This is a genomic window from Bradyrhizobium zhengyangense (assembly GCF_022012555.1).
Taxonomy (GTDB): domain Bacteria; phylum Pseudomonadota; class Alphaproteobacteria; order Rhizobiales; family Xanthobacteraceae; genus Bradyrhizobium; species Bradyrhizobium zhengyangense.
Genome location: NZ_JAKLTZ010000002.1, coordinates 392,457 through 417,903, shown reverse-complemented (window position 1 = coordinate 417,903; position 25,447 = coordinate 392,457). Strand labels below are relative to the sequence as shown.

Below are 25,447 nucleotides of genomic sequence, written 5' to 3'. Positions count from 1 at the left end.
GCTTATGATGTCTGCAAAAGATAGTGTTCAAAAGCACAAAGGACATGCCCTGACAATCAAGACTATGCAGGCCGCAAAATGGCGTTAATATCTTCCGCATTGCAACTGAAGGGATAGTTCGTTCATCAAGCCGGCATTGTCCGGCGCTGTTTTGGGGGCGTTTTGCCGTCGGTGCGTTTTCGACTGATTTCTCATTTTCCGGGGACATGAATTGGCTGAATATGTCGTTGAATTTGGCAGGGATGGCGGGCGGGTCGAGTCTGACGGCCGTCTCGATGCACCGGCCTTCCATCGCAATCACGAGCCGCTCTGGGCAGCGCTCGAAAAGCACCTCGCTGGCCGGTCCGGCGACGTCGTCGAGGTCGGCAGTGGAACCGGCCAGCACGTGGTTTATTTTGCCCGCCACGCGCCTGATCTCGTCTGGTGGCCGAGCGACCTCAACCAGCGCCATGTGAAGAGCATCGAGGCTTGGCGCGTGCATTCGGGCCTGACAAACATCCGCAGCCCGTTGCGAATCGATCTGTCTGATTCCGGCTGGTGTCCGGAGATGAAGAGCGGGCAGGGGCCGAAGGATCTCGCGGCCGTGTTCTGCGCCAATGTCATTCACATTGCGCCTTGGACCGTGGCCGAGGGCCTGTTCGCGGGCGCGGTGCGCTACTTGCGGCCCGATGGCGAGCTGTTCCTCTACGGCCCGTTCAAGCGTGACGGCAAGCACACCGCGCTGAGCAACGCGGTGTTCGACACGTCGCTCCGCGAAGGCAATCCCGAATGGGGCGTCCGCGATATCGGCGATGTCGAGACCCTCGCGCGCAGTGCGGGCCTTCGTCTGATCGACACGATCGAGATGCCCGCGAACAATCTGACGCTGGTGTTTGCGCACGGGTAAAGCGCGAGGCCGTCAGGCCTCGCCATCTACCCAGCCGATCTTCTGCTTCAGGAACTGAAATCCCAGCACCTGGAAGCCTGCGCGCTCCTTGTTATCTTTGCCGTAGCCGTGGCCGCCGGCGGCCGGCTCATAGAACCAGGCCTCATAGCCCATCGCCTGGAGCTTTGCCGCCATCTTGCGCGCGTGGCCGGGATGGACGCGGTCGTCGCGCCGCGTCGTCGCAATCAGGATCGGCGGATAGGGCTGACCCGGCTGTGCGTTGTGGTAGGCCGAGTAGGTCTTCAGCCACTCCCACTCCTCCGCCTTGTCGGGGTCGCCATATTCGGCGATCCAGCTCGCGCCCGCGAGCAGCTTGGTGTAGCGGCGCATGTCGATCAGCGGGATGGTGCAGAACAGCGCACCGAAGCGCTCGGGGTAGCGCACCAGCATGTTGGTGATGAGGATCCCGCCGTTCGATCCGCCCTGCGCGGCGATGCGCTTCGGCGTGGTCACGCCGCGGCGGACCAGGTCGGCGGCAACGGCGGCGAAATCGTCATGCGACAGCTTCTTGCCGGCATAACGGCCGGCATCGTGCCAGCGCGTGCCGAACTCGCCGCCGCCGCGCAAATTTGCCTGCACCGTGGTGCCGCCGCGCTCCAGCCAGAGCTTGCCGAGCGACGAATTGTATTCCGGCTTCACCGCGAGACCGAAGCCACCATAGGCGCTCATATAGACCGGCGCATCGCCTGACCCGCCGGCGGGGCCAGTCTGCACATAGGGAATGCGCTCGCCGTCGACAGAGATCGCCTCGTGCTGCGTCACCACGAGGCCTTCGGCGTTGAAGATCTTCGGCGCCTGCTTCAGCACGACAGGGCTTTCGACGCCGCGCTCGATCAGCATCAATGACGGCGGCGTCAGCGGGTCCTGCACATTGGCGAGCAGGTCGCCATTGCTTTGGGATTCGTGGCGGTCGAGGCTCCAGACATCGACGACGCCGATATCGGGCAACCCTTGCAGCCGCTGTTTGCTCCAGTTTGATGGCGATGGCGTGCAGATCTCGAAGATTGGCCGCAGTTCGTCGAGGATCGAAAGCACGAGCTTGCCGCCGGTCCAGAAGAAGCCCTGCAACGCCCGCCGTGACCCCGGTTCGAACAACAACGTGAAGTCGCGGCTTCCTGCGAGGAATGCGGACAGCGACATGCCGAGCATCGCGTCGGCGGCGTACGTGTGTCCCGCGACCGACCAGGTCTGGCGTGGCTTGACCGAGAGCCAGTCGCCATGAACCTGCATCCAGATGTTGCTGGGCAGCTCGAGCTTCGTGGTTGCACCGGATGCGGTGCCGAGCAAGGTGCTGAAATTGAAGAAGTCCGACTGGTCGATGAACCAGACGCGCTGTGTTGCCGCGGTGTCGTCGACATAACTGTAGGCCCGCATATGGTCGGCGGTCGTCTCGAAGATCACGGCGGCCTGCTCGACGCTGGTCCCGCGCCGCCACAGCCGCACCGTTCTCGCGTAGCCGGAATTTGTCGCCATGCCCTCGCCGAGCGCGCTCGACAGCAGCAGCGTGTCGGCATCCGCCCAATCGACGCTGCTCTTGGCTTCCGGCAGGACGAAACCATCGGCGATGAATTGCTTCGTCGCGATATCGAACTCGCGCAAGGTGACGGCATCGCTGCCGCCGCGCGACAGGCTCAGGATGACGCGCGTGCTTCCGGCTCGCGTGGATGCCCCACCGAAAAGCCAGTCCGCGCCATCGGTCGCGGCGAGCTGATCGATATCGAGCATGATCTCCCAGGCCGGTTCGGCCTTGCGAAACTCCGCGAGCGTGGTGCGTCGCCACAGGCCGCGCGGGTTCGCGGCGTCCTTCCAGAGATTGTAGAGATAACCGTCGCGCCGGGTGACATAGGGGATGTTGTCCGATCGGTCGTAGATCGCCGCGAGGATGGCGGTGTCGCGATCGAACGCGGCGCCGCCGAATTCCTGCAAGGTCAGGCGATTCTGTTTCTCGACGAAATCGAGCGCGCGGGCGCCGTCGATCTCCTCCAGCCAGAGCCAGGGATCGTCATCGGGAGCGCCGAGCGTGGGCCTGTCGTCGACGGACATTTACGAAACTCCCAAGACATCGCCGCGGATAGGATTTGATCGAGCGCAAGCCGTCAAGAGCGTGGGCCGGTATCATTGGCCCAATTGCGTCAGAGGCATGGCCTGCGCCCGTTTGCGCCGGTTGCCCGGCCCCTTCGGCCCCTCCATAGTGCCGGGAATCAACAAGGCCCTCTGGGCGGAAATGCCGATGATTGACGTGACTGCCAGCAACGAGATCGCCGATGATGCCCGCGCGCGTGCCAATGTGGTGCGCCTTGCCGCCGCGCAGGCCCTGACCGGCGCCAACTCGGCGGTGATCTTCGCTACCGGCTCGATCGTCGGCGCCACGCTTGCACCCGACATGTCGCTCGCGACCGTGCCGCTGTCGATGTACGTCGTGGGCCTCGCCGCCGGCACGCTGCCGATAGGCGCGATCTCGCGCCGTTTCGGCCGCCGCGCGGCTTTCATCACCGGCACCGGCCTCGGCGCGCTCACCGGTCTCACCGGCTCGTTCGCGATCCTGCACGGCTCGTTCGCGCTGTTTTGTCTCGCGACCTTTCTCGGCGGCCTCTACGGCTCGGTGGCGCAATCCTATCGCTTCGCCGCGGCCGACGGCGCCAGCGCGGCTTATCGACCCAAGGCTGTCTCGTGGGTGATGGCGGGCGGCGTGTTCGCCGGCGTGCTCGGTCCGCAGCTGGTGCAATGGACCATGGACGTGTGGTCGCCCTATCTGTTCGCCTTCAGCTTCCTGGTGCAGGCCGCGGTCGCGCTTGTCGCGATGGGCATCGTTGCCGGCGTCGATATGCCGAAGCCCGCGCCGGCCGATCTGCATGGCGGACGGCCGCTGCTCACCATCGTGAGCCAGCCGCGCTTCATCGCGGCCGCACTCTGCGGCGTCATCGCCTACCCCATGATGAATCTGGTGATGACCTCGGCGCCGCTGGCCATGAAGATGTGCGGCCTCAGCCTGTCCGATTCCAATTTCGGCATTCAATGGCACATCGTCGCCATGTACGGTCCGAGCTTCTTCACCGGTGCGCTGATCGCCCGCTTCGGCGCGCCGAAGATCGTCGCCGTCGGATTGCTGCTGGAAGCCGGCGCCGCCAGCATCGGGCTATCGGGCATCACCGCGATGCATTTCTGGGCGACGCTGATCGTGCTCGGCGTCGGCTGGAATTTCTCCTTCGTCGGCGCCTCCGCCTTGGTGCTGGAGACACACCGGCCGCAGGAACGCAACAAGGTGCAGGCCTTCAACGATTTCCTGGTGTTCGGGATGATGGCGATCGGCTCGTTCTCCTCGGGCCAGCTGCTCGCGAATTATGGCTGGTCCGCGGTGAACATGGTGGTGTTTCCGCCAGTTGCGCTCGGCCTCGTCGCGCTCTCGCTGGCGTCCTGGGCCCGCCGCCGCAAGGCGCGGATCGAGGCGGCCATGGGCGAGTTCCCGGACGCGATCTGAGCGCATGATCCGGAAAAGTGTGCAGCGGTTTTCCGACAAGGTCATGCGCACTAGAATGGCAGGAGGCTGTCAGCAGCGTCGATACTTCGATCCAGGTCGAAGTGATTTTCTGCTTCCACATCGATACATGATGGTCGTCATGGACAGACAATCACAACGCGGGAATGCGAAGGAGAAGCGCGAATGCTCGACAATCCTCAACACCGCATGATCGATGAATCCTCGCTCCGCTACGAAGGCTGGCGCATCGTCGCGGTCTGCTTCCTGCTCGCAACCTTCGGCTGGGGCCTCGGCTTCTATGGCCAGAGCATCTATGTCGCCGAGGTGCAGCGCGCGCGGGGCTGGCCGACATCGCTGGTCTCGTCGGGCACAACGTTCTTCTATCTGTTCGGCGCGCTGCTGGTCGTCTTCGTCGGCGAGGCCGTGCGAAAATATGGCCCGCGCCTCTGCCTGATATCGGGCACGCTGGCGATGGCCGCCGCCGGCGTCGCGATCGGCGCGGTGCGCGAGCCATGGCAGCTTTATCTCGCGGACGCTGTGCTCGCCTTCGGCTGGGCCGGCACAAGTCTGGCCATGATCACCAACACGATCAGCCTCTGGTTCGACCACAAGCGCGGCATGGCGATCAGTCTCGCGCTGAACGGTGCCAGTTTTGGCGGCATCGTCGGCGTGCCACTGCTGGTGGTGATGATCAGCCATATCGGGTTTGCGAACGCCATGTTCGCGACGTCAGGCGCGATGCTGGTGCTGCTTGTGCCGGTCATTCTCGTCGTTGTCGGGCGGCCGCCGGATCTTCACGGTTGGAAGGCGGCAGCAAAGACAAAACCGCAATCCTCGACGCAGATCCGTAGTTGGGCGCTGCGCGATGTCGGCTTCCTCACGGTGACGGTCGCGTTCGCGCTGGTGCTGTTCGCGCAGGTCGGCTTCATCGTGCACCTGATCTCGTTCCTCGATCCCGTGATCGGTCGTGAGCGCGCGGCCGTGGCGGTCGCGGTGCTCACCGCGATGGCGGTGGTCGGCCGCGTCCTCTTCTCGATGGTGATCGACCGGCTCAACCAGCGGCTGGCATCCGCGCTGTCGTTCCTCAGTCAGGCGGCCGCACTGTGCGTCGTGATTAACATACACAATGACTATGTGCTGATCGCGGCCTGTGCGGCGTTCGGCTTCTCCGTCGGCAATCTCATCACGCTGCCGTCGCTGATCGTGCAGCAGGAATTCGACAGTGCCGCGTTCGGCGTGCTGATCAGCCTCAACACCGCGATCAACCAGGTGACCTATGCGTTCGGCCCCGGCGTCGTCGGCTTCTTGCGCGATTGGTCCGGCGGTTACGCGCTGCCGTTCTATCTTTGCATCGCGCTGGAGGTGGCGGCGGCGGCGCTGATCATGGTGCGCGGGAGGCCAAGAACAAGACTCCCGTAGGGTGGGCAAAGGCGCAAAGCGCCGTGCCCACGCATCTGTCTCTACGTCGCGAGAATGCGTGGGCACGCTTCGCTTTGCCCACCCTACGAGACAACAAATTCACCGCGGCATCACGCCTCGCGTTGTCGCAAGAGTGCTTCAACATCCAACCGCTTGGTAAACATCGCGAGCTTCCCATCCGGCCCTGTTGGCCACTGCTCCCGCGGCTTGTCCCAGTACAGCTCGACGCCGTTCTGATCAGGGTCGCGCAAATACAGCGCCTCGGACACGCCATGATCGCTGGCGCCATCCAGCGCGATGCCCGCCGTCAGAACCCGGTGCAGCGCATCCGCCAGCGCCGGACGCGTCGGATAGAGGATCGCGGTGTGAAACAGCCCTGTCGTGCCGGGCGGCGGCGGCGAGCCGCCCTTGCTCTCCCAGGTGTTGAGCCCGATGTGGTGATGATAGCCGCCAGCCGAGATGAAGGCCGCGCCCGAGCCCATGCGCTGCATCAGCTCGAAGCCGAGCACGCCGCAATAGAAGCCGAGCGCACGATCGAGATCGGCGACCTTGAGATGGACATGGCCGATGCGCGTGCCGGCGGCGACGGGTGATGTTTGCGACATGTGGCTGCTCCGTTGATGTACGTCAGATAGGCCCGGCTTCGGGGCAGCGCCATTGGCCTATCCCGAAACCCATCGTTTCCGAATACGAAACTATGTCAGTTCCGGCACCTCGCCCTCCGGCAGCTCGAACTCGAACGTGTTCAGCGTCATCGACACCATGGTGTAATAGCCGCACAGTCCGATCACCTCGACCACGCCGCGCTCGCTGAGCAGCTTCACCGCCTCATCGTAGAGCCCCTTCTCGACGCCGTGCCCCTCATGCAGCGACTTCGCGAGGTCGTAGATCATCTTCCCTTTGGGATCGTCGAATTCGGGCGTGCGGCGATCGCGGATCGCGTCGATGATCTCAGGCTTCATGCCGCCCGCCAGCGCGAGCCGCTTGTGCGCATACCATTCGTAATGCGCGCTCCAGTGCCGCGCCGTCACCAGGATCGCGATCTCCGAGAGTTTTGCCGGGAAGATGGTGTCGTAGCGGAGCACTTCGCCGAGCCGCGTGGCGTGACGGGCCATGTCGGGGCTGTTGAGCCAGGCCATCATCGGCGCCGGTGGCTTGCCGCGTTTGCCGGCAATCGACTCGTCATAGGTCTGCCGCTGGCTCTCGTTCATTTCGCCAGGCGAAAGAAGCTTTAGGCGCATTCGCGTTTCCTCTTTGTTTTCAAGCACCGTCGCGCTGCGACTATAGCCGACAACGGACTGCGGAAGTGGTTGAATTCCGCGAGGGCTTGGCCCAGAGTCGCGCCCAACAAGTTTTTTGATGATGGAAACGACCATGAGCGAGTCTGAAACCGCAGATCTTGCGAAATTCCGCAGCGAGACGCGCACCTGGCTGGAGGCGAACTGCCCGCCGGAGATGCGCAAGCCCGCGACGTCGGATGCCGACGTGTTCTGGGGCGGGCGTAATGCAAAATTCTCGTCCGAACCGCAGCGCATCTGGTTCGAGCGCATGCGCGACAAGGGCTGGACCGTGCCTGACTGGCCGAAGGAATATGGCGGTGGCGGCCTCAGCGCTGCCGAGCACAAGGTGCTGCGCTCCGAAATGGCGAGGATGGGCGCGCGCCCGCCGCTGTCGAGCTTCGGCATCTGGATGCTCGGGCCGGCGCTTTTGAAGTACGGCAACGAGGCGCAGAAGAAGGAGCATCTGCCAAAGATCGCGGCGGGGCTGATCCGCTGGTGCCAGGGCTATTCCGAGCCGAACGCGGGCTCCGATCTCGCCTCGCTGCAGACCCGCGCCGAAAGCGACGGTGACGATTTCGTCATCACGGGGTCGAAGATCTGGACCTCTTATGCCAATTACGCCGACTGGATCTTCTGTCTGGTGCGCACCGATCCCACGGCCAAGAAACACGACGGCATCAGCTTCATCCTGTTCGACATGACCTCGAAGGGCGTGACGACCAAGCCGATCCTCCTGATCTCCGGATATTCGCCGTTCTGCGAAACCTTCTTCGACGGCGTCCGCGTGCCGAAGTCGCACGTGGTCGGCACCGTCAATCGCGGCTGGGACGTCGCCAAATATCTGCTGCAGCATGAGCGCGCGATGATCTCAGGCATGGGCGAGCGCGGCGTCGGCCGTCCTCTCGGCCAGATCGCGGCTGATTCCGTTGGTGCCGATGCGCAAGGCAAGCTCGACGATGCGATGCTGCGTGGCCGGATCGCGACCTTCGATGTCGATGAAGCAGCGCTTGCCGCTTGCGCCGAGCGCGCGGTCGATCTCGCCAAGGCAGGCCAGGCGCATCCGGCGTTCTCGTCGGCGATGAAATATTACGGCACCGAGCTCAACAAGCGCCGCTACGAGATCCTGATGTCGGCCGGCGGCGTCGATGCGCTGGAATGGGAGAGCGAGCGTTCGCGCCAGGGCGCCCGCCCACGCGCCTGGCTCCGCACCAAGGCCAACTCGATCGAGGGCGGCACGACCGAAGTCATGCTCGGCATCGTCGCCAAGCGCATCCTGGATCTGCCGGGGGCGTGAGGCTTCTGTCATTCCGGGGCGCGACGAAGTCGCGAGCCCGGAATCCATTCCTCCACCGACTCTGCCGCCCGATGGATTCCGGGCCTGGCCCTTTGGGCCATCCCGGAATGACCAAGGCAAAATAGATTTCGAATCGGAAACACATCCATGGCCCTCGTCCTCACCGAAGAACAATCAATGCTCCGCGATTCCGCGCGCGGGCTGATCAGCGACAAGGCGCCGGTGTCGCACCTGCGCGCCTTGCGCGACAGCAAGGATCCCACCGGCTTCTCCAAGGAGCTGTGGCATTCCTTCGCCGAGATGGGCTTTGCCGGCCTGCTCGTGCCGGAAGAATTCGGCGGCAGCGGTCTTGGTTTCATGGAAGCCGGTGTCGTCATGGAGGAAATCGGCCGCACCTTGATGCCGTCGCCGTTCCTCGCCACCTCTGTGGTCGCAGCCTCCGCGCTGAATCGGGGCGGCAATGCCGCGCAGAAGGCGGAATATCTGCCAAAGATCTCCAATGGCTCGCTGCTCGCAACGCTCGCAATCGACGAGGGCGCCAAGCACCGCCCGCTCCAGACCGCCTTGCAGGCCGTGCGTGCCGGCAACGGTTTTAAACTTTCCGGCGCCAAGGCGCTGGTGGTCGACGGTCACGTTGCTGACCTGTTCATCGTCGCCGCGCGCACTTCCGGTTCCGCCGGCGAGCGCGATGGTCTGACCTTGTTCCTGGTCAACCCGAAGGCCAAGGGCGTGTCGATCGAGCGCACCATCATGGTGGACGCGCACAACGCGGCGCGGATCGAGCTTGCCAATGTCGAGGTCAACGCCGACAGCGTGCTTGGCGAGGTCGACCAGGGCGCCGCTTTGCTCGATAGTGTGCTCGATATCGGCCGCGGCGCGGTCGCCGCCGAGATGGTCGGCCTCAGCGACGAGGTCTTCAGCCGCACCGTCGAATACCTCAAGAACAGAAAGCAGTTCGGCAAGCTGATCGGCGAATTTCAGGCGCTGCAGCACCGCGCCGCCGAGCTCTATGTCGACATCGAGATCACCCGCGCCGCCACGATGAAGGCGCTGCAGGCGCTGGATGCCGACGTTGTGAAGGCCACTTCAAGCGTCGCGGTCGCCAAGGCACGCGCCGGCACCACCGCCACCCGCGCGGTGCAGGAAGGCGTGCAGATGCACGGCGGCATGGGCATGACCGACCAGTTCGACATCGGCTTCTTCATGAAGCGCGCACGCGTGTGCGAAGAGTTGTTCGGCGACGCCAACTACCACACCGAGCAGCTGGCGCGCGCGCGGGGGTATTGAGGCGAACTGAGGCGCGAGGAGCCCGCCTCATACGCGGTGTCGTCGCCCGGCAAGCCGGGCGATGACAGTTGAGAGTGTTGGGAGCGCTTACCTCAAGCCCGTCATTGCTTCGCTTCGCTCGCAATGACGGCGGAGAGAGCTGACCCTACCTCATCGGCGGTGCATACTGCACGCCGCCCGCATTCCACAGCTGGTTCATGCCGCGCGGGATCTTCAGCTGCGACTTCTCGCCGATATTGCGCTCGTACATCTCGCCGTAATTGCCGACATGGCGGATGATGCGCACGGCCCAGTCCTTGGTGAGGCCGAGTTGTTCGCCGTAATTGCCCTCGGTGCCGACCAGACGCATCACTTCCGGCTTCTTCGACTTCAGGGCCTCGTCGATGTTCTGCGAGGTGACGCCGAGCTCCTCGGCGTTGATCATCGCGTAGAGCGTCCACTTCACGATCATCATCCAGTCGTCGTCGCGCTGGCGCACGACGGGGGCGAGTGGCTCCTTGGAGATCATGTCGGGCAGGATCATGTGATCGCCGGGCTTGGACAGGTTCAGCCTGAGCGCATAGAGCTGCGAGACGTCGGCGGTGAGCGTATCGCACTTGCCGGTGTCGTAGGCCTTCACCACGTCTTCCAGCTTGTCGAACTTCATCAGCTCATACTTCATGTTGTTGGCTTTGAAGTAGTCGGCGAGGTTGAGCAGCGTGGTGGTGCCTGATTGCACGCAGACCTTGCTGTCGGCGAGGTCGAGCGAGGTCTCCTTGGTGCGCGAGCGCGGCACCATGAAGCCTTCGCCGTCGTAATAGGCGACAGCAGGGAAATAGAGATCGTATTCGAGCTCGCGCGACATGCTCCAGGTGGAGTTGCGCGAGAGGATGTCGACCTTGCGGCTCTGCAATTCCTTGAAGCGCTCGCTGGCGTCGAGCGGGATGAACTTCGCCTTGCCCGGATCGTCGAAGATCGCCGACGCCACCGCGCGGCAGAAATCGACGTCGAAGCCGGTCCAATTGCCCTTGTCGTCGGGGATCGAGAAGCCCGGCAGGCCCTTGTTGACGCCGCACAGCACTTCGCCGCGGCGTACGGTGCGCTTCAAGGTGCGGGTGTCGTAGAACTCGTAGGTGATGGCCAAGGCAGCGACCACCACGGCGACCGCGAGCCCGATCAGCAGGCCGCCTCGAAATGTGCGCATCATGTTGCTCTCTCGAAAAAATCGGGAAAAGGAATTCTGGAAGCGGCGGGACGCATGATCCCAAGGAAATTCCAAGGGATCATGCTCGGAGCAAGAACTTAGAGTTCGGGCTTCTGACGGATGACCACTTTGGTCCCGACAGGGACGCGATCGTAGAGATCGGCGACGTCGTTGTTGACCAGGCGGAAGCAGCCCGAGGACACCTTGGTGCCGATCGTGTCGGGACGGTTGGTACCGTGGATGCGATAGACCGTCGTGCCCAGATACATGGCACGGGCGCCGAGCGGGTTGCCGGGGCCGCCCGCCATGAAGCGCGGCAGGTAAGGCTGGCGCTGGATCATCTCCGGTGGCGGCGTCCAGTCCGGCCATTCCTTCTTATTGGTGATCTGCACCAGGCCCTGCCACTGGAAGCCGTCGCGGCCGACGCCGATGCCGTAGCGGATCGCGCGCCCACCAGGCTGGATCAGATAGAGGTGGCGCTCGGCAGTCGAGATGATGATGGTGCCCGGCGCTTCGGTGGTGCGGTAGTACACGACCTGCTTCTGCCATTCCGGATCGAGCTCGTAGCTGTCGTCGGCGATCAGGCCGGGCTCGTCGCCGCGGTCGGGCTGCTGGGCGAAAGCTTGTGGCACGGACAGGACCAGGCCCATCGCAGCCAACAACGCCCCGGTCAGGCGACGAAAATCCGTCATTTCAAGCTCTCCCCGCTGCCACAGCGCAAATCGTTAGGGTCCATCTGAACTCAGGGGCAGCTTCGTGGCAAGTTCAAGGCGCGCCCGGTTGGTATGTCACGAGAATGCTTTGGTTTTTTGACGAGGATCAACACCATGAACAGGGTGGGTTGGCGCGAAAAGCCGCATCGGCCACCTCGCCTGTCGGTTGAGGTGTCCTAAATCTGGTTAGCCTCCGGCCCGATCCCCAGCCGCCGCACGATCTCGGCGCCCACCGCGCGGGCCTCGTTGCGCGAACCGATCCGGGGGCTGCGAAACCGCCGTCCCGAGCGGAGGCGGATCCTCACAATGCAATGCTCGTCCTCGGAGCGGCCGCGGCGATCGACCGTGATCGCTTTCACGTCGTGCCCTTCGATTTGATCCACGCGCGGCTGGCCGTTGCCCCAGAGGCGTTCGACACGAATATCGCCCTCGCGGATGACCCAGAACGCGCCGGTGACCAGATTGGCGAATCGGTAGACGCCGAACGCCGCGATCAGACCGAGCGGCAGCAGCAAGTAGTCGATCCATTGGGGCGGCAGGCCACGCCAGAGCCTGTAGGCATAGGGTGCGACACTCAGCGCGACGACGATCAAGGCCGCAATCCTGAGGTCTCGCTGCGAAAATGGCTCGACGGGATCGCCAAGACGCATCTCGGAATTGCTGGCATCGAGCGGATTGACGGGGGCCTCGACATCAGGGACGTCGAACTGCGTCGCGATCCGCGCCACGGTGTCATGAACATGGGTGACGTCGGACAGGGGCGGGGAGGTCAGGCGTTCGCCCGAGGCCAGCGTGAAGGCGAGTTGGAAGCGGGCCTTTGCGGTCTTGCTGCCGGGAACCTGTAATCCCGTGATGTCGTCCTTCGCGACGATTCGCGTCTGGAGCTTTCCGAACGGACGCTGCCGTCCGATCAGGATCTCATCCGGCGTGATGATCCACACCACCGCCGGCGTCAGCATGACCACGCCAACGAAGGCGGCCCCTGCCAGCAGCGCGACCACCGAGATGACGATCTCGAGGGCATCGTGGGTGAACAGCCCGGGCGTGAAGCAGAGCGCAACGGCCGCCGCCGAGCCGGCCACGACCAGCCGCTGCGCGATCGAGGAGCCCTCGCGAAGGCGGATGTCGTTGCTGGTGGTCGCGTCGTTCATTGCGGCGGCTGATTGCGTCGCGCGCGAAACTCCACGGACGGGTCCGTGGAGTCAAGCGGCAACGGCAAAGCCGCCGCAGGTTGGCCTAGCTGCTGGCGTTCAGCAACTTCGCGACGGTACGGTCGATCTCGTCGTAGCGGCCTTCGCCTTCGTGTTGGAACACGATCTTGCCGGTCTGGTCGATCAAATATTGAGCCGGCCAATACTGGTTGCGGTAGGCATCCCAGGTCTTGGAGTCATTGTCCTGTGCCACCGGATAGGTGATGCCGTGGCGCTTCAGCGCGGCCTGCACGTTGGACGCCGAGCGCTCGAACGGGAATTCCGGCGTGTGCACGCCGACCACGACGAGGCCCTTATCCTTGTACTTGGCATAGAGCTCGGTGACGTGCGGCAGCGTGTTGACGCAGTTGACGCAGCCATATGTCCAGAAGTCGACCAGCACGACCTTGCCGCGCAGGTCAGAGATGTTCAGCGGCTTCGAGTTGAACCAGTTGCTGATGCCGGCGAAGTCGGGCGCGGTCACCGCTTGGCTCGCTGCGACCTTGACCGGCACTGCGGGCGTGGCCTCGTCGCAGATGCCGGGGATCACAGCGCCGGTGACGGCGAAGCCGATCAGGGCGGCGGAGACGGCGAGCAGCTTGAAAGTCATGTTCATGTTCTCCGTTCGAGAGGTGAGGGATCACAGGCCGATCTGGCCGGTGGGATAGAAGCCGGTGAGCCACGCCACGATCAGCGTGTCGTATTGGAAGTAGGCCGCGAGCGCGAAAGCGATCACGACCACGCCAAAGCCCTGCTGCAGGCGCGGCGAGATGCGCGCCAGGCTGCGCACGCGCGTGGTCGCGGCCTGTCCGCCATAGGCGATCGCCAGCATCGGGATCGCTGCGCCAATCGCATAGGCGACCAGCAGCGTGCCGGCCCAGGCCAGATTCTTCGACGTCGCGACCAGCGTCAGAATCGAGCCGAGCACGGGGCCGGCGCAGGGTGTCCAGACGAGGCCGAGCGTGGTGCCGAGAACGAGCCCCCCGAGTGCGCCCTCGCGCTGTGCGCCGCCCACTGCGCCGAGATTGAGCCAGCCATTGAGCCGGATCGAGAGCCATTCGAACGGCGCCGGCCACAGCATCAACAGGCCAAAGCCGAGCAGCAGCACCGCCGCCGCCTCGCGCAGCACATTCGGATCGAAATCGAACAGTTTCGTCAGCGCACCGAGCAGCAGCGCCACCGCGGAGAACGAAACGACGAAGCCGAGCGCGATCAGCGCGGGGCGCGCACGCGAGGAATGCCCGATCGAGGCGCCAAGCAGGATTGGCAGCATCGGCAGCGTGCACGGCGCGGCGATGGTGAGGATGCCGGCGAGGATGGCGAAGAGAAGCTCGAGCATGACAGGCCACTCGTGAAAGAGGTCACGAGGGCAGTTCGCGATGGAGGCGTGGATCGTTACGCGGTGTCACGCGCTCGTGACGGGGGAGGAGAGCAACGGTGTCGGCGACAGCGGCAGTGCGCTCCCTCCCCCACAAGGGGGGAGGGAATGATGGAGCATTGGCCGCCTCACTGAGGAGCAGCCACGAACATCGCAACTTGGCCTCCCAAATACAAAACGACCCGGAGGGGGGCATCCCGTCCGGGTCGCTGGAGGTCTTGGGAGGGTTTAACGAAACCGTATGTGATCTTTATAGGGACGAAGTTTTTCCGCCTGATGTTGTGCTTTGTTTCATTTGTTTCGTCGGCGGTAACGCTTTCGTGTCCCGGGAAGGGACCGGAAATCCGGTCCTATCCCATTGAAATCATTGGCTTTAGGCGGCGAAACGGTCGACACCGCAAGTCTTAAGCAAATCGGCGAGTTGCTTGCGGGCGTAGAACATCCGGGTCTTCACCGTGCTCTGAGGGATGCCGATGATCTGTCCGACCTCCTCCACCGACTTCTCGTGGTAGTAGACGAGGTTGATGATCTCGCGATGCGCGGGTGAGAGCTTCTGGACGCAGGCGCGCAGGATGGCGCTGGTGTCGCTGCGGTCGAGCGAGGTCTCCGGCGTGTCGCAATCGTCGGGGATCTGGCGCACGTCCTCCTGGTCGATGTCCTCGAAGCGGCGCTGGCGCATCGCGGTCAGCGCCTTGAAACGGGCGATCGAGAGCAACCAGGTCGAGACCTGCGAGCGGCCCTGGAACTGGCCGGCGGTCCGCCACACGTCCAGAAACACCTGGCTGACGAGATCTTCGGCGGTGGTGGCGTCACGCACGATACGCAGGATGAAGCGATAGACCCGCACATTGTGACGGCAATAGAGGATGTGCATGGACGTCCGGTTGCCGTCGGCAATGCTTTCGAGAAGCATGTCGTCCGAGGTCGCCTGGGCAGCGATGATGCTCTGGCTGGCTTGGGCGTTGATGGCGATGACGTTCGGCATTGACTTGGCTCCCCGGTGACGCCGCAACCGAGCGGCGTTTCCTTGGACCAAAGTGTTAATCAGCCATCGTTTCGGGACGTCTGCACGAAAAGGGGAAAATGGTTTCGTGCGCCGCTAAATTGTTTCGTCGAAGAAATTGCGACGAAACATTCGGACCAAAAAAGCGTGGAATTTCAAGGCTTGGAAAATACGGTACTGCGGAATGGGACTGGGAGGAACGAATTTCCGGGCCTTGCGTTTGGTCGCGTTACACCCATCGGCGTCGTCACGACGCAGGTCCGGCTCCAAGCACCGTGCTGTGGGGTGGGCAAAGACGCCCTTCGCGCCGTGCCCACGATCTTTTTGTAATACTGCGAGAATGGTGGGCACGCTCCGCTTTGCCCACCCTACGGCACCTGACGAGGCGCGGTCTACGCCTTCTCGCCCTGCGGCGAGAACAAATAGCCGCCGCCGCGGATGGTGCGGATCACGGCGGGCTTGGTCGGGTCGGGCTCGATCTTGCGGCGGATGCGCATGATGCGCAGATCGACGGCGCGGTCGAAGGCTTCGGCGTCGCGCGCATTGGCGAGCTCCAGCAGGCGCTCGCGCGACAGCACGCGCTTCGGATTGGCTGCGAAGACCTTGAGCAGCCCGAACTCGGACGCGGTCAGCGGATGCTCATTGCCCTCGTCGTCGCGCAGGGCCTGGGCTTCGAGATCGAGCCACTTTGTCCCAAAGCGTACCAATTGATCCTTGTCCGATTTCGCCGGCGCTGCGTCGCTGCCTGCTGATTTCGCCGGCGTGCTCCGCCGCAGCACCGAGCGGATGCGCGCCATCAATTCTCTGAGCTCGCAGGGCTTTGCGACGTAATCGTCGGCGCCGAGCTCGAGGCCGACGACGCGATCGATCGGGCTCGCGGTTGCCGTCAGCATGATGACAGGCACGTTGATGCGGCTCTTGAGGTCGCGGATGATCGAGAGGCCGTCTTCCTCGGGCATGTTGAGGTCGAGCACGACGAGATCGGGCATGCTGCCGTCGATCGCGGCGCGCAAGGATTTGCCGCCGTCGCAGAGCGTCACGGTGAAGCCGTGCATCTTGAGGTAATCGCCGACCATCTCCCGGGCCGGGGCCTCGTCGTCGACGATCATGATGTGCTGGCTTTGTGTCATGTCACTCAGATCTCGTACTCAAATCACGGCATTTCGGTCGCGGGCAGGGTGATGGTGAAGGTCGAGCCCTTGCCCGGGCCGTCGCTGTCGGCGGTTACCTCGCCGCCATGCATGTCGATAATACGCTTGACGATGGACAACCCAAGCCCCGTCGAGCTCTCACCCGCCGTCGGCTTTGCGGAGAGCCGCTGGAACCGGCCGAACAGGCGGCCGAGATCCTCCGGCGACAGGCCGGCGCCCTCGTCGCTGACGCGGATGATGGTGTCGTTGCCCTCATGGCTGACCGCGACGGTGATCTTGCCCGCGATCGGTGAGTATTTGATGGCGTTGCTGATCAGATTGTCGATCGCCTCGCGGATGCGGTCGGTGTCGCACATGGTGACGATGTTGGCGGGCGCGCTGACGCTGATCGCCTGCTGCTTGTTGACCGCGAGCGGCTGGTTGGCCTCGGCGACCTCCTTCACCAGCGCGGCGACGTCGACCGGCTCGCGGCGGATGGTGATGTCGAAGGCATCGGCCATCGCGTCAGAGATCAGATGATCGACCATCGTGGTCAGGCGCTTGGTGGCGTCGCGGATATGATCGACCTGGGCGACCACGCCTGACGACGAGGCGCCGGTCGAGATCAGCTCCTTCAACATCTCGGTGCGGCCGAGGATGACGCCGAGCGGGTTCTTGAGATCGTGCGCGACGGTGCCCAGGATCTCGTTCTTGAAGCCGTTGGCGCGCTGCAGCCGCAGCCATTGCGCCGAGAGCCGGCGGTTGGCCTGCATCAGGGCGCGGGTGCGCTGCGCGACGCGGTCTTCCAGCTGCGTATTGGCGTCCTGGAGCTGCTGATACAGGATGACGTTGTCGAAGGCGATCGAGAGCCGGCTCGAGAAGATCTCCACCAGCGAGCGGTCGGTCTCGGACAAATCGCGCTCGGACTGCAGCAGCACCACGACCTCGCGCCCCGAGCCGGTGCGCAGATAGATCACGCTGCGGTGGTCGGCGAATTCGTTCTTGCGGCGCTGGAAGGCGTCCTCGACCAGCTGGCGCAGATCGGGGTCGAGTGCCTTCGACGAGGTCGTGCCGATAAAGCGGCTGTAGCAGCCGCTGCCGGCGAGCACCGAGAGCTCGGCATCGACGCCGCCATTGTCGCGCAACACGAGGATGCCGGCGCAGTCGACATTGAGCAGCGAGGCGAGCTGGGTCAGCACGCCCTCGGCGAGCCGCTGCATCGACTTGAAGTCGTACAGCGTCGAGGCCGCATCGATGATGATCTCGAGCCCGCGCCGCGTCTGCACCATGCGCTCGAGCTGCTGGTAGGAGCGCAGCGCCGCGGTCAGCGAGGTGAACAGCTTGTCGGCGGTGAGCTCGGTCTTGGCCTTGTAGTCGTTGATGTCGTACTGCACGATCACGCGCCGCTCCGGCGCCTGGCCGGGCTGGCCGGTGCGCAGGATGATGCGCACGGTCTCGTTCTTGAGCACGTTGCGGATGTATTCGACGAGCTCCAGGCCCGCGACGTCGGTCTCCATGATGACGTCGAGCAGCACCGCGGCGATGTCGCTGTGCTCCGCCATCAGCTTGCGACCTTCCGCCGCGGAATGGGCGGAGAGAATCTCCAGACCCTGGCCGTTCAGGCTGTAGTCCGAGAGCGCAAAACGGGTGCCGTCATGCACGGCCGGATCGTCGTCGATGACGGCGATTTTCCATTTCCGGGCATCCGTATCCTCCGACGCGGTACCGGTGTCGTCGATCAGGTGGAGGACATCGTCCTGTTCGGCCATTGAGAAGTCCCGTCACTTTCTGTGCTTTGCGCGCCGCCCTTGGCGATCCGCGGCATGATAATCCGAAAAGTAGTGCCTTGTCCCAGCTTGGATTCCAGCATCATCCGCCCGCCGAGCTGCTGGGTGACAAGGTTATAGACGATATGCAAGCCCAGTCCCGTGCCACCTTCATTGCGCCGGGTGGTAAAGAATGGGTCAAAGGCCTGGCGCTGCACGTCCGGGGTCATCCCGGCTCCGTCATCGGCGAAGATGATCTCGATATCCTCGGTGCCGCGCGGCCGGGCCGAGATCGCGATGGTGCCGGCACGCCCGTCGGCGAAGGCGTGGTTGGCCGCGTTGAGGAACAGATTGGTCAGGATCTGGCCATAGGAGCCGGGATAGCCGTCGAGCAGCAGCCCCTCGGGCACGTCGACCTGGAGCGTGATCGGCGAGCGCTTCAGCACCGGCCGCAAGCTCGCGATGATCTGGTCGGTCGCTTCGCTGAGTGAGAACTGCCGCCGCTCGGCATGGGAGCGGTCGACCGCGACCTGCTTGAACGACTGAATCAGCTCGCCGGCGCGGGTGAGGTTGGCGACGAGCTGCTGCGAGGCGTCGCGCGAGGATTGCACGAATTCCTCGAGCTGCGAGCGGCGCAGGCCGCCGTCACCCTTTAGCTGCGCCTCGAAAATCTCGGTGCGCCTCGCAAAGCTCGACGCCACCGTCAGGCTGATGCCGATCGGGTTGTTGACCTCGTGCGCGACGCCGGCGACGAGGCCGCCGAGCGCCGCGAGCCGTTCGGCGTCGATCAGATTCTGCTGCGCGGCGTTGAGCTCCAGCAGGGCGCTTTCGGCCTTTTCCTTGGACGCGCGCAGCTCGTCCTCGGTCTGGCGCTTGGCGATCGCGTTCTCGCGGAACACCTCCACCGCGCGCGCCATGGCGCCGACCTCGTCGCGCGCGCGCGTGCCCTGCACCTCGCGGCCGAGATCGCCGAGCGTGATCGCGCGCATCGCGGTCATGATCTGTTGCAGCGGCAGCCGGATCGACAGCGCGATCAGCACGCCGGCGGTAAGGATGATGCCGAGGAAGATCACCGCGATCGACAGCACCCGCCGCGAAATATCCGCCAGCGTGCGGTCGAACGTCTCCTGCGCCTTCTGCTCGCGCTGGCGCATCTTGGTCGAGAGATCGTCGATGGCGCCGATCGCCTCGGCCTGGCTGGCGTCGATGGTGTTGCGCAGCAGCTCGGTGCGGTTCGTCAGCTGCTCGGAGAGTTTGGCAAAGCCCTCGCGCAGCGCCGTGGTGCGGATTGCGAGCTTTTGCAGCGCCATCTTCTGCAAATCGTTGTCGGCGAGATCGATCATCACGGGAATGGTCTTCTCGATCGTCTCGGTGTGGCGGCGCGCGTCGTCAGCCGCATCGACCGATTGCGACAGATAGTAGGAATTGGCCGCAACCAGCATCGCGGTGAAGGCCTCGCGCGACTTGCCGAGCGAAGGCCAGATCAGCGCGTCGCGATGGCCGGTGGCGCCCTCGATGATGGAGTAGAGGCCGGCCATGTCCTTGGCGGGGCCCTGCACCTGCTCCTCATAGGTCTTGGCGATGGTGGCCTGAACGCTGCGCAGCTCGCCGAAGCCGTTGAGGAAGCGGTCGGTGGTGCGCTCCAGCTCCTCGACCGACCCTGACAGCATCGGGTCCTTGGCGGCGCGGTCGGTCAGCGTGCCCAGCACGGCCTCGCGCAGCAGCAGGATCTCGGCGAACAGGTCCGGGCTCGGCTGGTTGATGTAGCGGTGGATCAGGTTCTGCAGCCGCCCGGTCTCGCTCTCGAGCAGGGCCAGGATGCGGTCGGATTCGCGCACCTGCCGCACGTCGTCCCAGGCTGAGCTCAGCACCTGCGCGCCGTTCCAGATCATCGCCACCAGCACGATCACCACGGCGGAGTTCAGCGCCGCGATCGAGAGGATGCGCCAGCGGATCGGCACCGCCCGCAGCACGCCGACGAGGCGCGCGCGCAGCCGCCCGATCGGGCCGGCCGGCCGTTCTGCGCTCTCGCTGGTGCCGGGCGCGATCAAGTGGCGTCACTCCACCTTGCGAATGCGTTCGATCAGCGCGGCCGCAGCGGGATCCTGCGCGGCCTTGGCGTAAATCGGCGCCATCGCATCCTCGAACGGCTTGCGGTCGATATCCCTGGTCACGACGATGCCGGCGGCCTCCGCCTTGCGCTGCGACTGCTCCTCGAGGTCGCGCCATTTCTCGCGCATGTAGAGGCTAGAGCGCGCCGCGGCTTCCCTGAAGATGGTCTGGTCCTCGGCCGACAGGCTCTTCCAGGCCTTCAGCGAGATCACCAGCACCTCCGGGCTCATCGTGTGCTCGGTGAGGGTGTAGTAACCGGCGTGCTTGTAATGGTCTGTGGTCACGAAGGATGGCCAGTTGTTTTCGGCGCCGTCGATCAGATGGGTCGAGAGCCCCGTCAGGACCTGCCCATAGGGCAGCTCGACCGGCTCGGCGCCGAGCGCGCGGATCATGTCGCTCATCAACTCCGACTGCTGCACCCGGATCCGCAACCCCTTGAGGTCGGCGATGCTCTTGACCGGGCGAACGCTGTTGTAGATCGAGCGGGCCCCGGAATCGTAGAAGGCGAGCCCGACGAAGCCGTAGGGCTCGAAGCTGCCCAGGATTTCCTTGCCGATCGGCCCGTCCAGCACCTTCTGCATGTGCTCGATGGACCGGAACAGGAACGGCATGGCGAGCACGTTCATCGCCGGGACGAAATTGCCGATCAGGGCCACATTGGTCCGGTTGAGGTCGATCGCGCCGGCGCGGGTCTGCTCGATCGTCTCCTTCTCCTCGCCGAGCTGGCGGGAGTGAAACACCTTGATTTCGTGCCGGCCGCCGGTGCGCTCGGAGATCAGCGCGCCCATGTAGCGCAGCGCCTGGACGGTTGGGTAATCCTCGGCCTGGGTGTCGGCGGCGCGGAATTCGCGCGCAGCTGCGCTCGTCGCGCCGATGGCGAGCAGAAGCGCGACGAAAATCACCCCGGTCCGTGAGAGTTCGGCACGGTTTAACACTGGCACACTCAACCCCTCGGAGATGGAGTCTATGACGGGACCAAAAGGTTCAACGCAATCTACCAGATGGTAAAGGGAAGGCCATCCCGCCCGGGGGGCGGCGGATTGTGCGGTGCCGCCGCCGTCATTCCCGGTTGAAACCGCTTCTCGCGCGCCTTAAGCAGGGTGCGGTCGCCTTTTGCCGCGTCATACGGGAAGAGCCATCGTGACTTCAGCATTGCGCCTCTTGCAGGTCGCCGCCGCCACCTTGGCCCTTGCCTTGAGCTGCGAGGCGCGCGCCACCACCGACATCGCGCTGTGGCACGCCATGTCGGGCGAGCTTGGCAAGCAGCTCGAGAAGCTCACCTCGGACTTCAACGCCTCGCAGTCGGACTATCGCATCGTGCCTGCCTACAAGGGCAATTACACCGAGACGGTGACGGCCGCGATCTTTGCCTTCCGCTCGCGCAGCCAGCCTGCGATCGTGCAGGTCAACGAGGTCGCCACCGCGACCATGACCGCCGCCAAGGGCGCCATCTATCCCGTCTACAGCATGATGCGCGACATGGGCGAGCCGTTCTCGCTGAACGACTACCTTCCGGCGGTCTCCGGCTATTACACCGATGCCACGGGCAACCTGCTGTCCTTCCCGTTCAACTCGTCGACGCCCATCCTCTATTACAACAAGACCATGTTTCGCGACGCCGGCCTCGACCCGGAGACGCCGCCGAAGACCTGGCCCGAGCTTGGGCTGGCGGCAAAACGGCTGCGCGACCGCGGCGCCGTGTGCGGCTTCACCACGTCGTGGCCGTCCTGGATCCACATCGAGAATTTTTCGGCGTTTCACAATCTGCCGGTGGCCACGCGCGGGAATGGCTTTGCTGGCCTTGATGCGGAATTGACCATCAACAATCCGGTCGTGGTCAAGCACATCGCCCAGCTCGTTGAATGGCAAAAGACAAAGCTGTTCGACTATGGCGGCCGCGGGCAGGCGGCCGAGCCGCGTTTCCAGAACGGCGAATGCGGCATCTTCATCGGCTCGTCGGCGACGCGCGCCGACATCAAGGCGAATTCGAAATTCGAGATCGGCTACGGTATGATGCCGTACTGGCCGGATGTGAAGGGCGCACCGCAGAATTCCATCATCGGGGGCGCCACGCTGTGGGTGCTGCGTGACCGGCCGCGCCAGGAATACAAGGGCGTGGCGCGGTTCTTCGCCTATCTGTCGCAGCCCGGCGTGCAAGCCGCCTGGCACCAGAACACGGGCTATTTGCCTGTGACCCGCGCCGCCTTCGAGCTGACGCGCGCGCAAGGCTTCTATGAGCGCAATCCGGGCTCGGCGATCTCGTTCGAGGAGATCACGCTGCATCCGCCGACGGAGAATTCGAAGGGCATAAGGCTCGGCTCCTTCAACCTGATCCGCGGCACCATCGAGGAAGAGCTCGAGCGGGCATTTGCCGGCCAGAAAAGCGCGCAAGGTGCGCTCGATGCCGCGGTCGAACGCGGCAACAAGCTGCTGCGCCAGTTCGAGCGCGCCAGCCCCGAGCGATAGCGGTCGGCCTGCGCGCGGGGCGTGGGTCCGTTCACCGGCCAAGTCCCATCCGTCGCCACACAACCTGAAATATGTGCGCGAGTTCACACACACCGCGCCATGCACCTGCAATAATCGCAGACGGCCTGTCACCCAAGCTGGTGGCAACGCTTGTCGCCGCCGATCGGCGGCGATGAAACTTGTAGCTGTTTCGCCCTTTCATTTTTCAGAAAATCGCATTGGAGGCTATCAATGCCCTGCTCATGCTTCATCATCCCGAATGATGTTCTGACCAAGCTCTCCCAGGACAAGAAGCTCTCGGCTTCGGTCCGCAAGCGGATGGTCGACACGGTCCAGATCAGTCATGAACTGCGCGAATTGCGCAACCAGGCTGCGAGATTCACCAGCGTCGCTGCGACGCGTGCCGATGGGTTGGTCACGCTTGCCGCGGCACCATCAGTCACGGTCTACGACTGCAAGCACACGCAGACGCTGCCGGGCACCCCGATTCCGAAGCCGAAGACGTCGGCGGACGGATCCGTCAAGCGCAGCTTCAACCAGACCAGCAAGGTGGCAAAGTTCTACGAGCAGGTCTTCAACCGGAACTCGATCGACGATCATGGCATGACCATGATGTCGTCGGTTCATTTCGGCCAGAGCTACAACAACGCGATGTGGAACGGGTCGCAAATGCTCTATGGCGACGGTGACGGCAGCATCTTCGTCGATTTCACCAGAGGCAACGACGTCATCGGTCATGAGCTGACCCATGGTGTGACCCAGCATAGTCTGCAGCTGGCCTATAGCGGCGATGCCGGCGGCCTGAACGAGAGCATCTCGGATTGCTTCGGCTCGATGTTCCGGCAGTGGGAAGCCAACCAGAACGTCAAGAAGGCGGACTGGCTGATCGGGCGCGACATCATGGGGCCGGGTTCGAAGAAGAAAGGTTTCACCTGCCTGCGCGACATGGCCGATCCCGCAGCCAAGCACTGCCTGGCGCCGCAACCGACCAAGTACTCCCAGATCACGCCGGGCATGGATCCGCACTATTCGAGCGGGCCGCCCAATCTGGCTTTCTGCACGGCTTGCGTGACGCTGGGCGGTAATAGTTGGGGCCCGATCGGGCAAGTGTGGTATCGTTCGCTCACGGGGTTCGGCCCGACGCCGAACATGACGATGAAGGCATTTGCCGCCCGGACCCGTCAGGTGGCGCACACAATGTATCCGAGTACGGCTGCCGTCTCCGCCGCCGTCAACGCCGGGTGGACGAAGGTGGGGCTGTAATCGCTGCAGCACGCCGCGAAAGGATGAGAGCGTGGATCGTTTGAAGATCGAGCGCGTAGGTGGGGTCGCCGGCTTCGGCGGCCCTCACCTCAAGAGCCGGGGTGAATTGGCATTGTCGGATCTGTCGCCCGCCGATCAGAAGACGGTGGAGTCGCTCTTTGCCGATCCAAAGAAAGTTCCCGCCTCGCATCCAGGACAGGCTGACGCGTTCAGTTACCGGATCACCCGCGGTTCCCAGACGATCGAAGTGCCCGAACATGCGGTCCCCTCGACCATCAAGAGCAGCGTCAAGGATGTGCTGGAGTAGGGTCAGGCCGAGCCGGGGACTCTGATGGAAGAGACATTGTCGCCGGATGCGGCCGGCGCTTGGGGGCCGTCGGCTTCGACGAACCTTGCGGCCTATCGTGCCTTGCGTGCCGACCGGTCACGATGGCTGCCGATCGCGCTCGATATCGCTCGCAGCCACGGCATCGATGCCGGCGCGCCGCATGTGTTCTCGACCGGCACCAATCTTGTGGTTGGCCTCGGCGATCGCCTGATCCTGAAAATCTTCCCGCCGCTGCTGCAGGCGCAATTCGTCTCCGAACGCGGCTCGCTGATGCAGCTCGCGGGCCGGCTTCATTTGCCGATCCCCGAGATCGTCGCTGAGGGGGAGCGCGACGGCTGGCCCTATCTGATCATCACGCGGCTATCTGGCACGCTCGGATCGGAGGTCTGGCCATCCTTGCCGGAAGCGCAGAAAGAGCGCGTGCTGCGCCAGATCGGCGAGACCATCGCCGCCGTCCAGCGCGCGCCGCTCGGCCCGCTCGCAGGGCTCGAGCCGCGCTGGGATGTTTTCATGCGCGCGCAGATGCAGGGCTGCCGTATGAGGCACACGCGTCTTGGCCTCGCGCCGAAATTTCTTGCTGGCCTCGACGATCTCCTGCGCGACGCGGCGACGCTGATCCCGATGGACGCGCCGCCGGTCATCTTGATCGGCGAATACATTCCGGAAAATTTTCTGCTCGCCAGCCGCGACGATCAATGGTCGCTCGCCGGCCTGTTCGATTTCGGCGACGTGCGCGCGGGATGGCGCGACTACGATCTGCTCGGCCCCAGCGCCTTCATGTCGGCGGGCCGGCCGGGCAGGGTGTGCAGCCTGCTCGAAGGCTTTGGCTACGCGAAGCCTGATTTCGCGCTGAAGCGCCGCCTGATGGCATTGATGCTGCTGCACCACGCCAGCGACCTCAACAGCCACATCTGCATCGAGGGCTGGCAGGACAAGGTGAGCGATCTGGTCGAATTGCAGGAGCTGATCTGGGCGGAGTGATTATTTGGCTCCGTCCCTCTCCATCATTCCGGGGCGCCGCGAAGCGGCGAGCCCGGAATCCATTCTTCGGCATGTTCTGCGGCCCGATGGATTCCGGGCTCGATGCTGCGCATCGCCCCGGAATGACAGGCGTTGCCTATTGGGCGTGCCGGCCTCAAACTTGGCCTATTAAATAAGCAAATGTTTCTCTTTGCATGCAATGCTTGGAGCTTGAGCTTCGATCCCTCGTCCGTGTATTCGATAATAAACAA

22 protein-coding genes are annotated in these 25,447 nt (G+C 64.0%); 9 read left to right on the top strand and 13 right to left on the bottom strand.

The features are described from left to right. Nucleotides 1-211 precede the first annotated feature (211 nt). Nucleotides 212-886: a DUF938 domain-containing protein gene (locus L6639_RS07260; protein ID WP_237860227.1), complete on the top strand. Its 675-nt coding sequence runs from the start codon at nucleotides 212-214 to the stop codon at nucleotides 884-886. Between the two features lie 12 nt (nucleotides 887-898). On the opposite strand, the gene L6639_RS07255 is transcribed toward L6639_RS07260, so the two are convergent. Continuing rightward, entirely contained in the window at nucleotides 899-2,968 is a 2,070-nt protein-coding gene (locus L6639_RS07255; protein WP_237860223.1) for a prolyl oligopeptidase family serine peptidase, read from the bottom strand. Between the two features lie 187 nt (nucleotides 2,969-3,155). Between L6639_RS07255 and L6639_RS07250 the strand changes: the two genes are divergently transcribed. Both L6639_RS07250 and L6639_RS07245 read left to right on the top strand, forming a co-directional pair. Continuing rightward, complete coding sequence (locus tag L6639_RS07250) at nucleotides 3,156-4,403, top strand: MFS transporter (RefSeq protein ID WP_237860222.1); 1,248 nt, start codon at nucleotides 3,156-3,158, stop codon at nucleotides 4,401-4,403. 183 nt (nucleotides 4,404-4,586) lie between these two features. Further along, nucleotides 4,587-5,822: an MFS transporter gene (locus L6639_RS07245; RefSeq protein ID WP_237860220.1), complete on the top strand. Its 1,236-nt coding sequence runs from the start codon at nucleotides 4,587-4,589 to the stop codon at nucleotides 5,820-5,822. 110 nt (nucleotides 5,823-5,932) lie between these two features. Here L6639_RS07245 and L6639_RS07240 read toward each other — a convergent pair whose 3' ends face one another. Both L6639_RS07240 and L6639_RS07235 read right to left on the bottom strand, forming a co-directional pair. Further along, nucleotides 5,933-6,427, bottom strand: a complete 495-nt coding sequence (locus L6639_RS07240) for a VOC family protein (RefSeq protein ID WP_237860218.1) — start codon at nucleotides 6,425-6,427, stop codon at nucleotides 5,933-5,935. A 90-nt stretch (nucleotides 6,428-6,517) separates the two neighbouring features. Then, nucleotides 6,518-7,063 (bottom strand): carboxymuconolactone decarboxylase family protein, encoded by a 546-nt coding sequence (locus L6639_RS07235; RefSeq protein WP_237860216.1) that lies wholly within the window; start codon nucleotides 7,061-7,063, stop codon nucleotides 6,518-6,520. 133 nt (nucleotides 7,064-7,196) lie between these two features. On the opposite strand from L6639_RS07235, the gene L6639_RS07230 reads away from it, so the two are divergent. Next, nucleotides 7,197-8,396 carry an acyl-CoA dehydrogenase family protein gene (locus tag L6639_RS07230; protein ID WP_377818584.1) on the top strand — a complete coding sequence of 400 codons (1,200 nt, stop codon included), beginning with the start codon at nucleotides 7,197-7,199 and terminating at the stop codon, nucleotides 8,394-8,396. Between the two features lie 147 nt (nucleotides 8,397-8,543). Continuing rightward, nucleotides 8,544-9,683, top strand: a complete 1,140-nt coding sequence (locus tag L6639_RS07225; RefSeq protein ID WP_237860212.1) for an acyl-CoA dehydrogenase family protein — start codon at nucleotides 8,544-8,546, stop codon at nucleotides 9,681-9,683. Nucleotides 9,684-9,828: 145 nt separating this feature from the next. Here L6639_RS07225 and L6639_RS07220 read toward each other — a convergent pair whose 3' ends face one another. The 10 genes from L6639_RS07220 to L6639_RS07175 form a co-directional block, all read right to left on the bottom strand. Beyond that, nucleotides 9,829-10,866: an amino acid ABC transporter substrate-binding protein gene (locus L6639_RS07220; RefSeq protein ID WP_237861300.1), complete on the bottom strand. Its 1,038-nt coding sequence runs from the start codon at nucleotides 10,864-10,866 to the stop codon at nucleotides 9,829-9,831. Between the two features lie 98 nt (nucleotides 10,867-10,964). Next, the gene (locus L6639_RS07215) at nucleotides 10,965-11,558 is read right to left on the bottom strand and encodes a L,D-transpeptidase family protein (protein WP_237860210.1); all 594 of its coding nucleotides are present in this window, start codon (nucleotides 11,556-11,558) and stop codon (nucleotides 10,965-10,967) included. A gap of 197 nt (nucleotides 11,559-11,755) precedes the next feature. After that, on the bottom strand, nucleotides 11,756-12,730 hold the full coding sequence (locus L6639_RS07210) for a hypothetical protein (protein ID WP_237860207.1): 975 nt from the start codon (nucleotides 12,728-12,730) through the stop codon (nucleotides 11,756-11,758). A gap of 85 nt (nucleotides 12,731-12,815) precedes the next feature. Next, the gene (locus L6639_RS07205) at nucleotides 12,816-13,379 is read right to left on the bottom strand and encodes a thioredoxin family protein (RefSeq protein WP_237860204.1); all 564 of its coding nucleotides are present in this window, start codon (nucleotides 13,377-13,379) and stop codon (nucleotides 12,816-12,818) included. Between the two features lie 30 nt (nucleotides 13,380-13,409). Next, nucleotides 13,410-14,108, bottom strand: a complete 699-nt coding sequence (locus L6639_RS07200) for a cytochrome c biogenesis CcdA family protein (RefSeq protein WP_237860201.1) — start codon at nucleotides 14,106-14,108, stop codon at nucleotides 13,410-13,412. 412 nt (nucleotides 14,109-14,520) lie between these two features. Further along, the gene (locus tag L6639_RS07195; RefSeq protein WP_128954513.1) at nucleotides 14,521-15,132 is read right to left on the bottom strand and encodes a sigma-70 family RNA polymerase sigma factor; all 612 of its coding nucleotides are present in this window, start codon (nucleotides 15,130-15,132) and stop codon (nucleotides 14,521-14,523) included. Nucleotides 15,133-15,542: 410 nt separating this feature from the next. Then, the gene (locus L6639_RS07190; protein WP_194464964.1) at nucleotides 15,543-16,280 is read right to left on the bottom strand and encodes a response regulator; all 738 of its coding nucleotides are present in this window, start codon (nucleotides 16,278-16,280) and stop codon (nucleotides 15,543-15,545) included. A 23-nt stretch (nucleotides 16,281-16,303) separates the two neighbouring features. Next, nucleotides 16,304-18,049 carry an ATP-binding response regulator gene (locus L6639_RS07185; protein ID WP_237860198.1) on the bottom strand — a complete coding sequence of 582 codons (1,746 nt, stop codon included), beginning with the start codon at nucleotides 18,047-18,049 and terminating at the stop codon, nucleotides 16,304-16,306. Continuing rightward, nucleotides 18,019-20,049 carry a sensor histidine kinase gene (locus L6639_RS07180; protein WP_377803136.1) on the bottom strand — a complete coding sequence of 677 codons (2,031 nt, stop codon included), beginning with the start codon at nucleotides 20,047-20,049 and terminating at the stop codon, nucleotides 18,019-18,021. Before L6639_RS07180 ends, L6639_RS07185 begins: the two co-directional genes overlap by 31 nt. Nucleotides 20,050-20,103: 54 nt before the next feature. Further along, nucleotides 20,104-21,099 carry a TRAP transporter substrate-binding protein gene (locus L6639_RS07175; RefSeq protein WP_237860194.1) on the bottom strand — a complete coding sequence of 332 codons (996 nt, stop codon included), beginning with the start codon at nucleotides 21,097-21,099 and terminating at the stop codon, nucleotides 20,104-20,106. A gap of 199 nt (nucleotides 21,100-21,298) precedes the next feature. Here L6639_RS07175 and ugpB point away from each other — a divergent pair, with 199 nt between their 5' ends. From ugpB to L6639_RS07155, 4 genes are all read left to right on the top strand, one after another. Next, on the top strand, nucleotides 21,299-22,624 hold the full coding sequence (gene ugpB / locus L6639_RS07170; protein WP_377807798.1) for a sn-glycerol-3-phosphate ABC transporter substrate-binding protein UgpB: 1,326 nt from the start codon (nucleotides 21,299-21,301) through the stop codon (nucleotides 22,622-22,624). 231 nt (nucleotides 22,625-22,855) lie between these two features. Then, nucleotides 22,856-23,887, top strand: a complete 1,032-nt coding sequence (locus tag L6639_RS07165) for a M4 family metallopeptidase (protein WP_237860192.1) — start codon at nucleotides 22,856-22,858, stop codon at nucleotides 23,885-23,887. A 31-nt stretch (nucleotides 23,888-23,918) separates the two neighbouring features. Beyond that, complete coding sequence (locus L6639_RS07160) at nucleotides 23,919-24,194, top strand: protealysin inhibitor emfourin (protein ID WP_237860190.1); 276 nt, start codon at nucleotides 23,919-23,921, stop codon at nucleotides 24,192-24,194. 24 nt (nucleotides 24,195-24,218) lie between these two features. Then, nucleotides 24,219-25,196 (top strand): aminoglycoside phosphotransferase family protein, encoded by a 978-nt coding sequence (locus tag L6639_RS07155; protein WP_237860188.1) that lies wholly within the window; start codon nucleotides 24,219-24,221, stop codon nucleotides 25,194-25,196. Nucleotides 25,197-25,447 lie beyond the last annotated feature (251 nt).

Bases quoted from the DNA above. Each gene is read 5' to 3' on its own strand.
- L6639_RS07255 (WP_237860223.1), bottom strand. From the start codon at position 2,968: ATGTCCGTCGACGACAGGCCCACGCTCGGCGCTCCCGATGACGATCCC.
- L6639_RS07250 (WP_237860222.1), top strand. From the start codon at position 3,156: ATGATTGACGTGACTGCCAGCAACGAGATCGCCGATGATGCCCGCGCG.
- L6639_RS07245 (WP_237860220.1), top strand. From the start codon at position 4,587: ATGCTCGACAATCCTCAACACCGCATGATCGATGAATCCTCGCTCCGC.
- L6639_RS07240 (WP_237860218.1), bottom strand. From the start codon at position 6,427: ATGTCGCAAACATCACCCGTCGCCGCCGGCACGCGCATCGGCCATGTC.
- L6639_RS07235 (WP_237860216.1), bottom strand. From the start codon at position 7,063: ATGCGCCTAAAGCTTCTTTCGCCTGGCGAAATGAACGAGAGCCAGCGG.
- L6639_RS07230 (WP_377818584.1), top strand. From the start codon at position 7,197: ATGAGCGAGTCTGAAACCGCAGATCTTGCGAAATTCCGCAGCGAGACG.
- L6639_RS07225 (WP_237860212.1), top strand. From the start codon at position 8,544: ATGGCCCTCGTCCTCACCGAAGAACAATCAATGCTCCGCGATTCCGCG.
- L6639_RS07220 (WP_237861300.1), bottom strand. From the start codon at position 10,866: ATGCGCACATTTCGAGGCGGCCTGCTGATCGGGCTCGCGGTCGCCGTG.
- L6639_RS07215 (WP_237860210.1), bottom strand. From the start codon at position 11,558: ATGACGGATTTTCGTCGCCTGACCGGGGCGTTGTTGGCTGCGATGGGC.
- L6639_RS07210 (WP_237860207.1), bottom strand. From the start codon at position 12,730: ATGAACGACGCGACCACCAGCAACGACATCCGCCTTCGCGAGGGCTCC.
- L6639_RS07205 (WP_237860204.1), bottom strand. From the start codon at position 13,379: ATGACTTTCAAGCTGCTCGCCGTCTCCGCCGCCCTGATCGGCTTCGCC.
- L6639_RS07200 (WP_237860201.1), bottom strand. From the start codon at position 14,108: ATGCTCGAGCTTCTCTTCGCCATCCTCGCCGGCATCCTCACCATCGCC.
- L6639_RS07195 (WP_128954513.1), bottom strand. From the start codon at position 15,132: ATGCCGAACGTCATCGCCATCAACGCCCAAGCCAGCCAGAGCATCATC.
- L6639_RS07190 (WP_194464964.1), bottom strand. From the start codon at position 16,280: ATGACACAAAGCCAGCACATCATGATCGTCGACGACGAGGCCCCGGCC.
- L6639_RS07185 (WP_237860198.1), bottom strand. From the start codon at position 18,049: ATGGCCGAACAGGACGATGTCCTCCACCTGATCGACGACACCGGTACC.
- L6639_RS07165 (WP_237860192.1), top strand. From the start codon at position 22,856: ATGCCCTGCTCATGCTTCATCATCCCGAATGATGTTCTGACCAAGCTC.
- L6639_RS07155 (WP_237860188.1), top strand. From the start codon at position 24,219: ATGGAAGAGACATTGTCGCCGGATGCGGCCGGCGCTTGGGGGCCGTCG.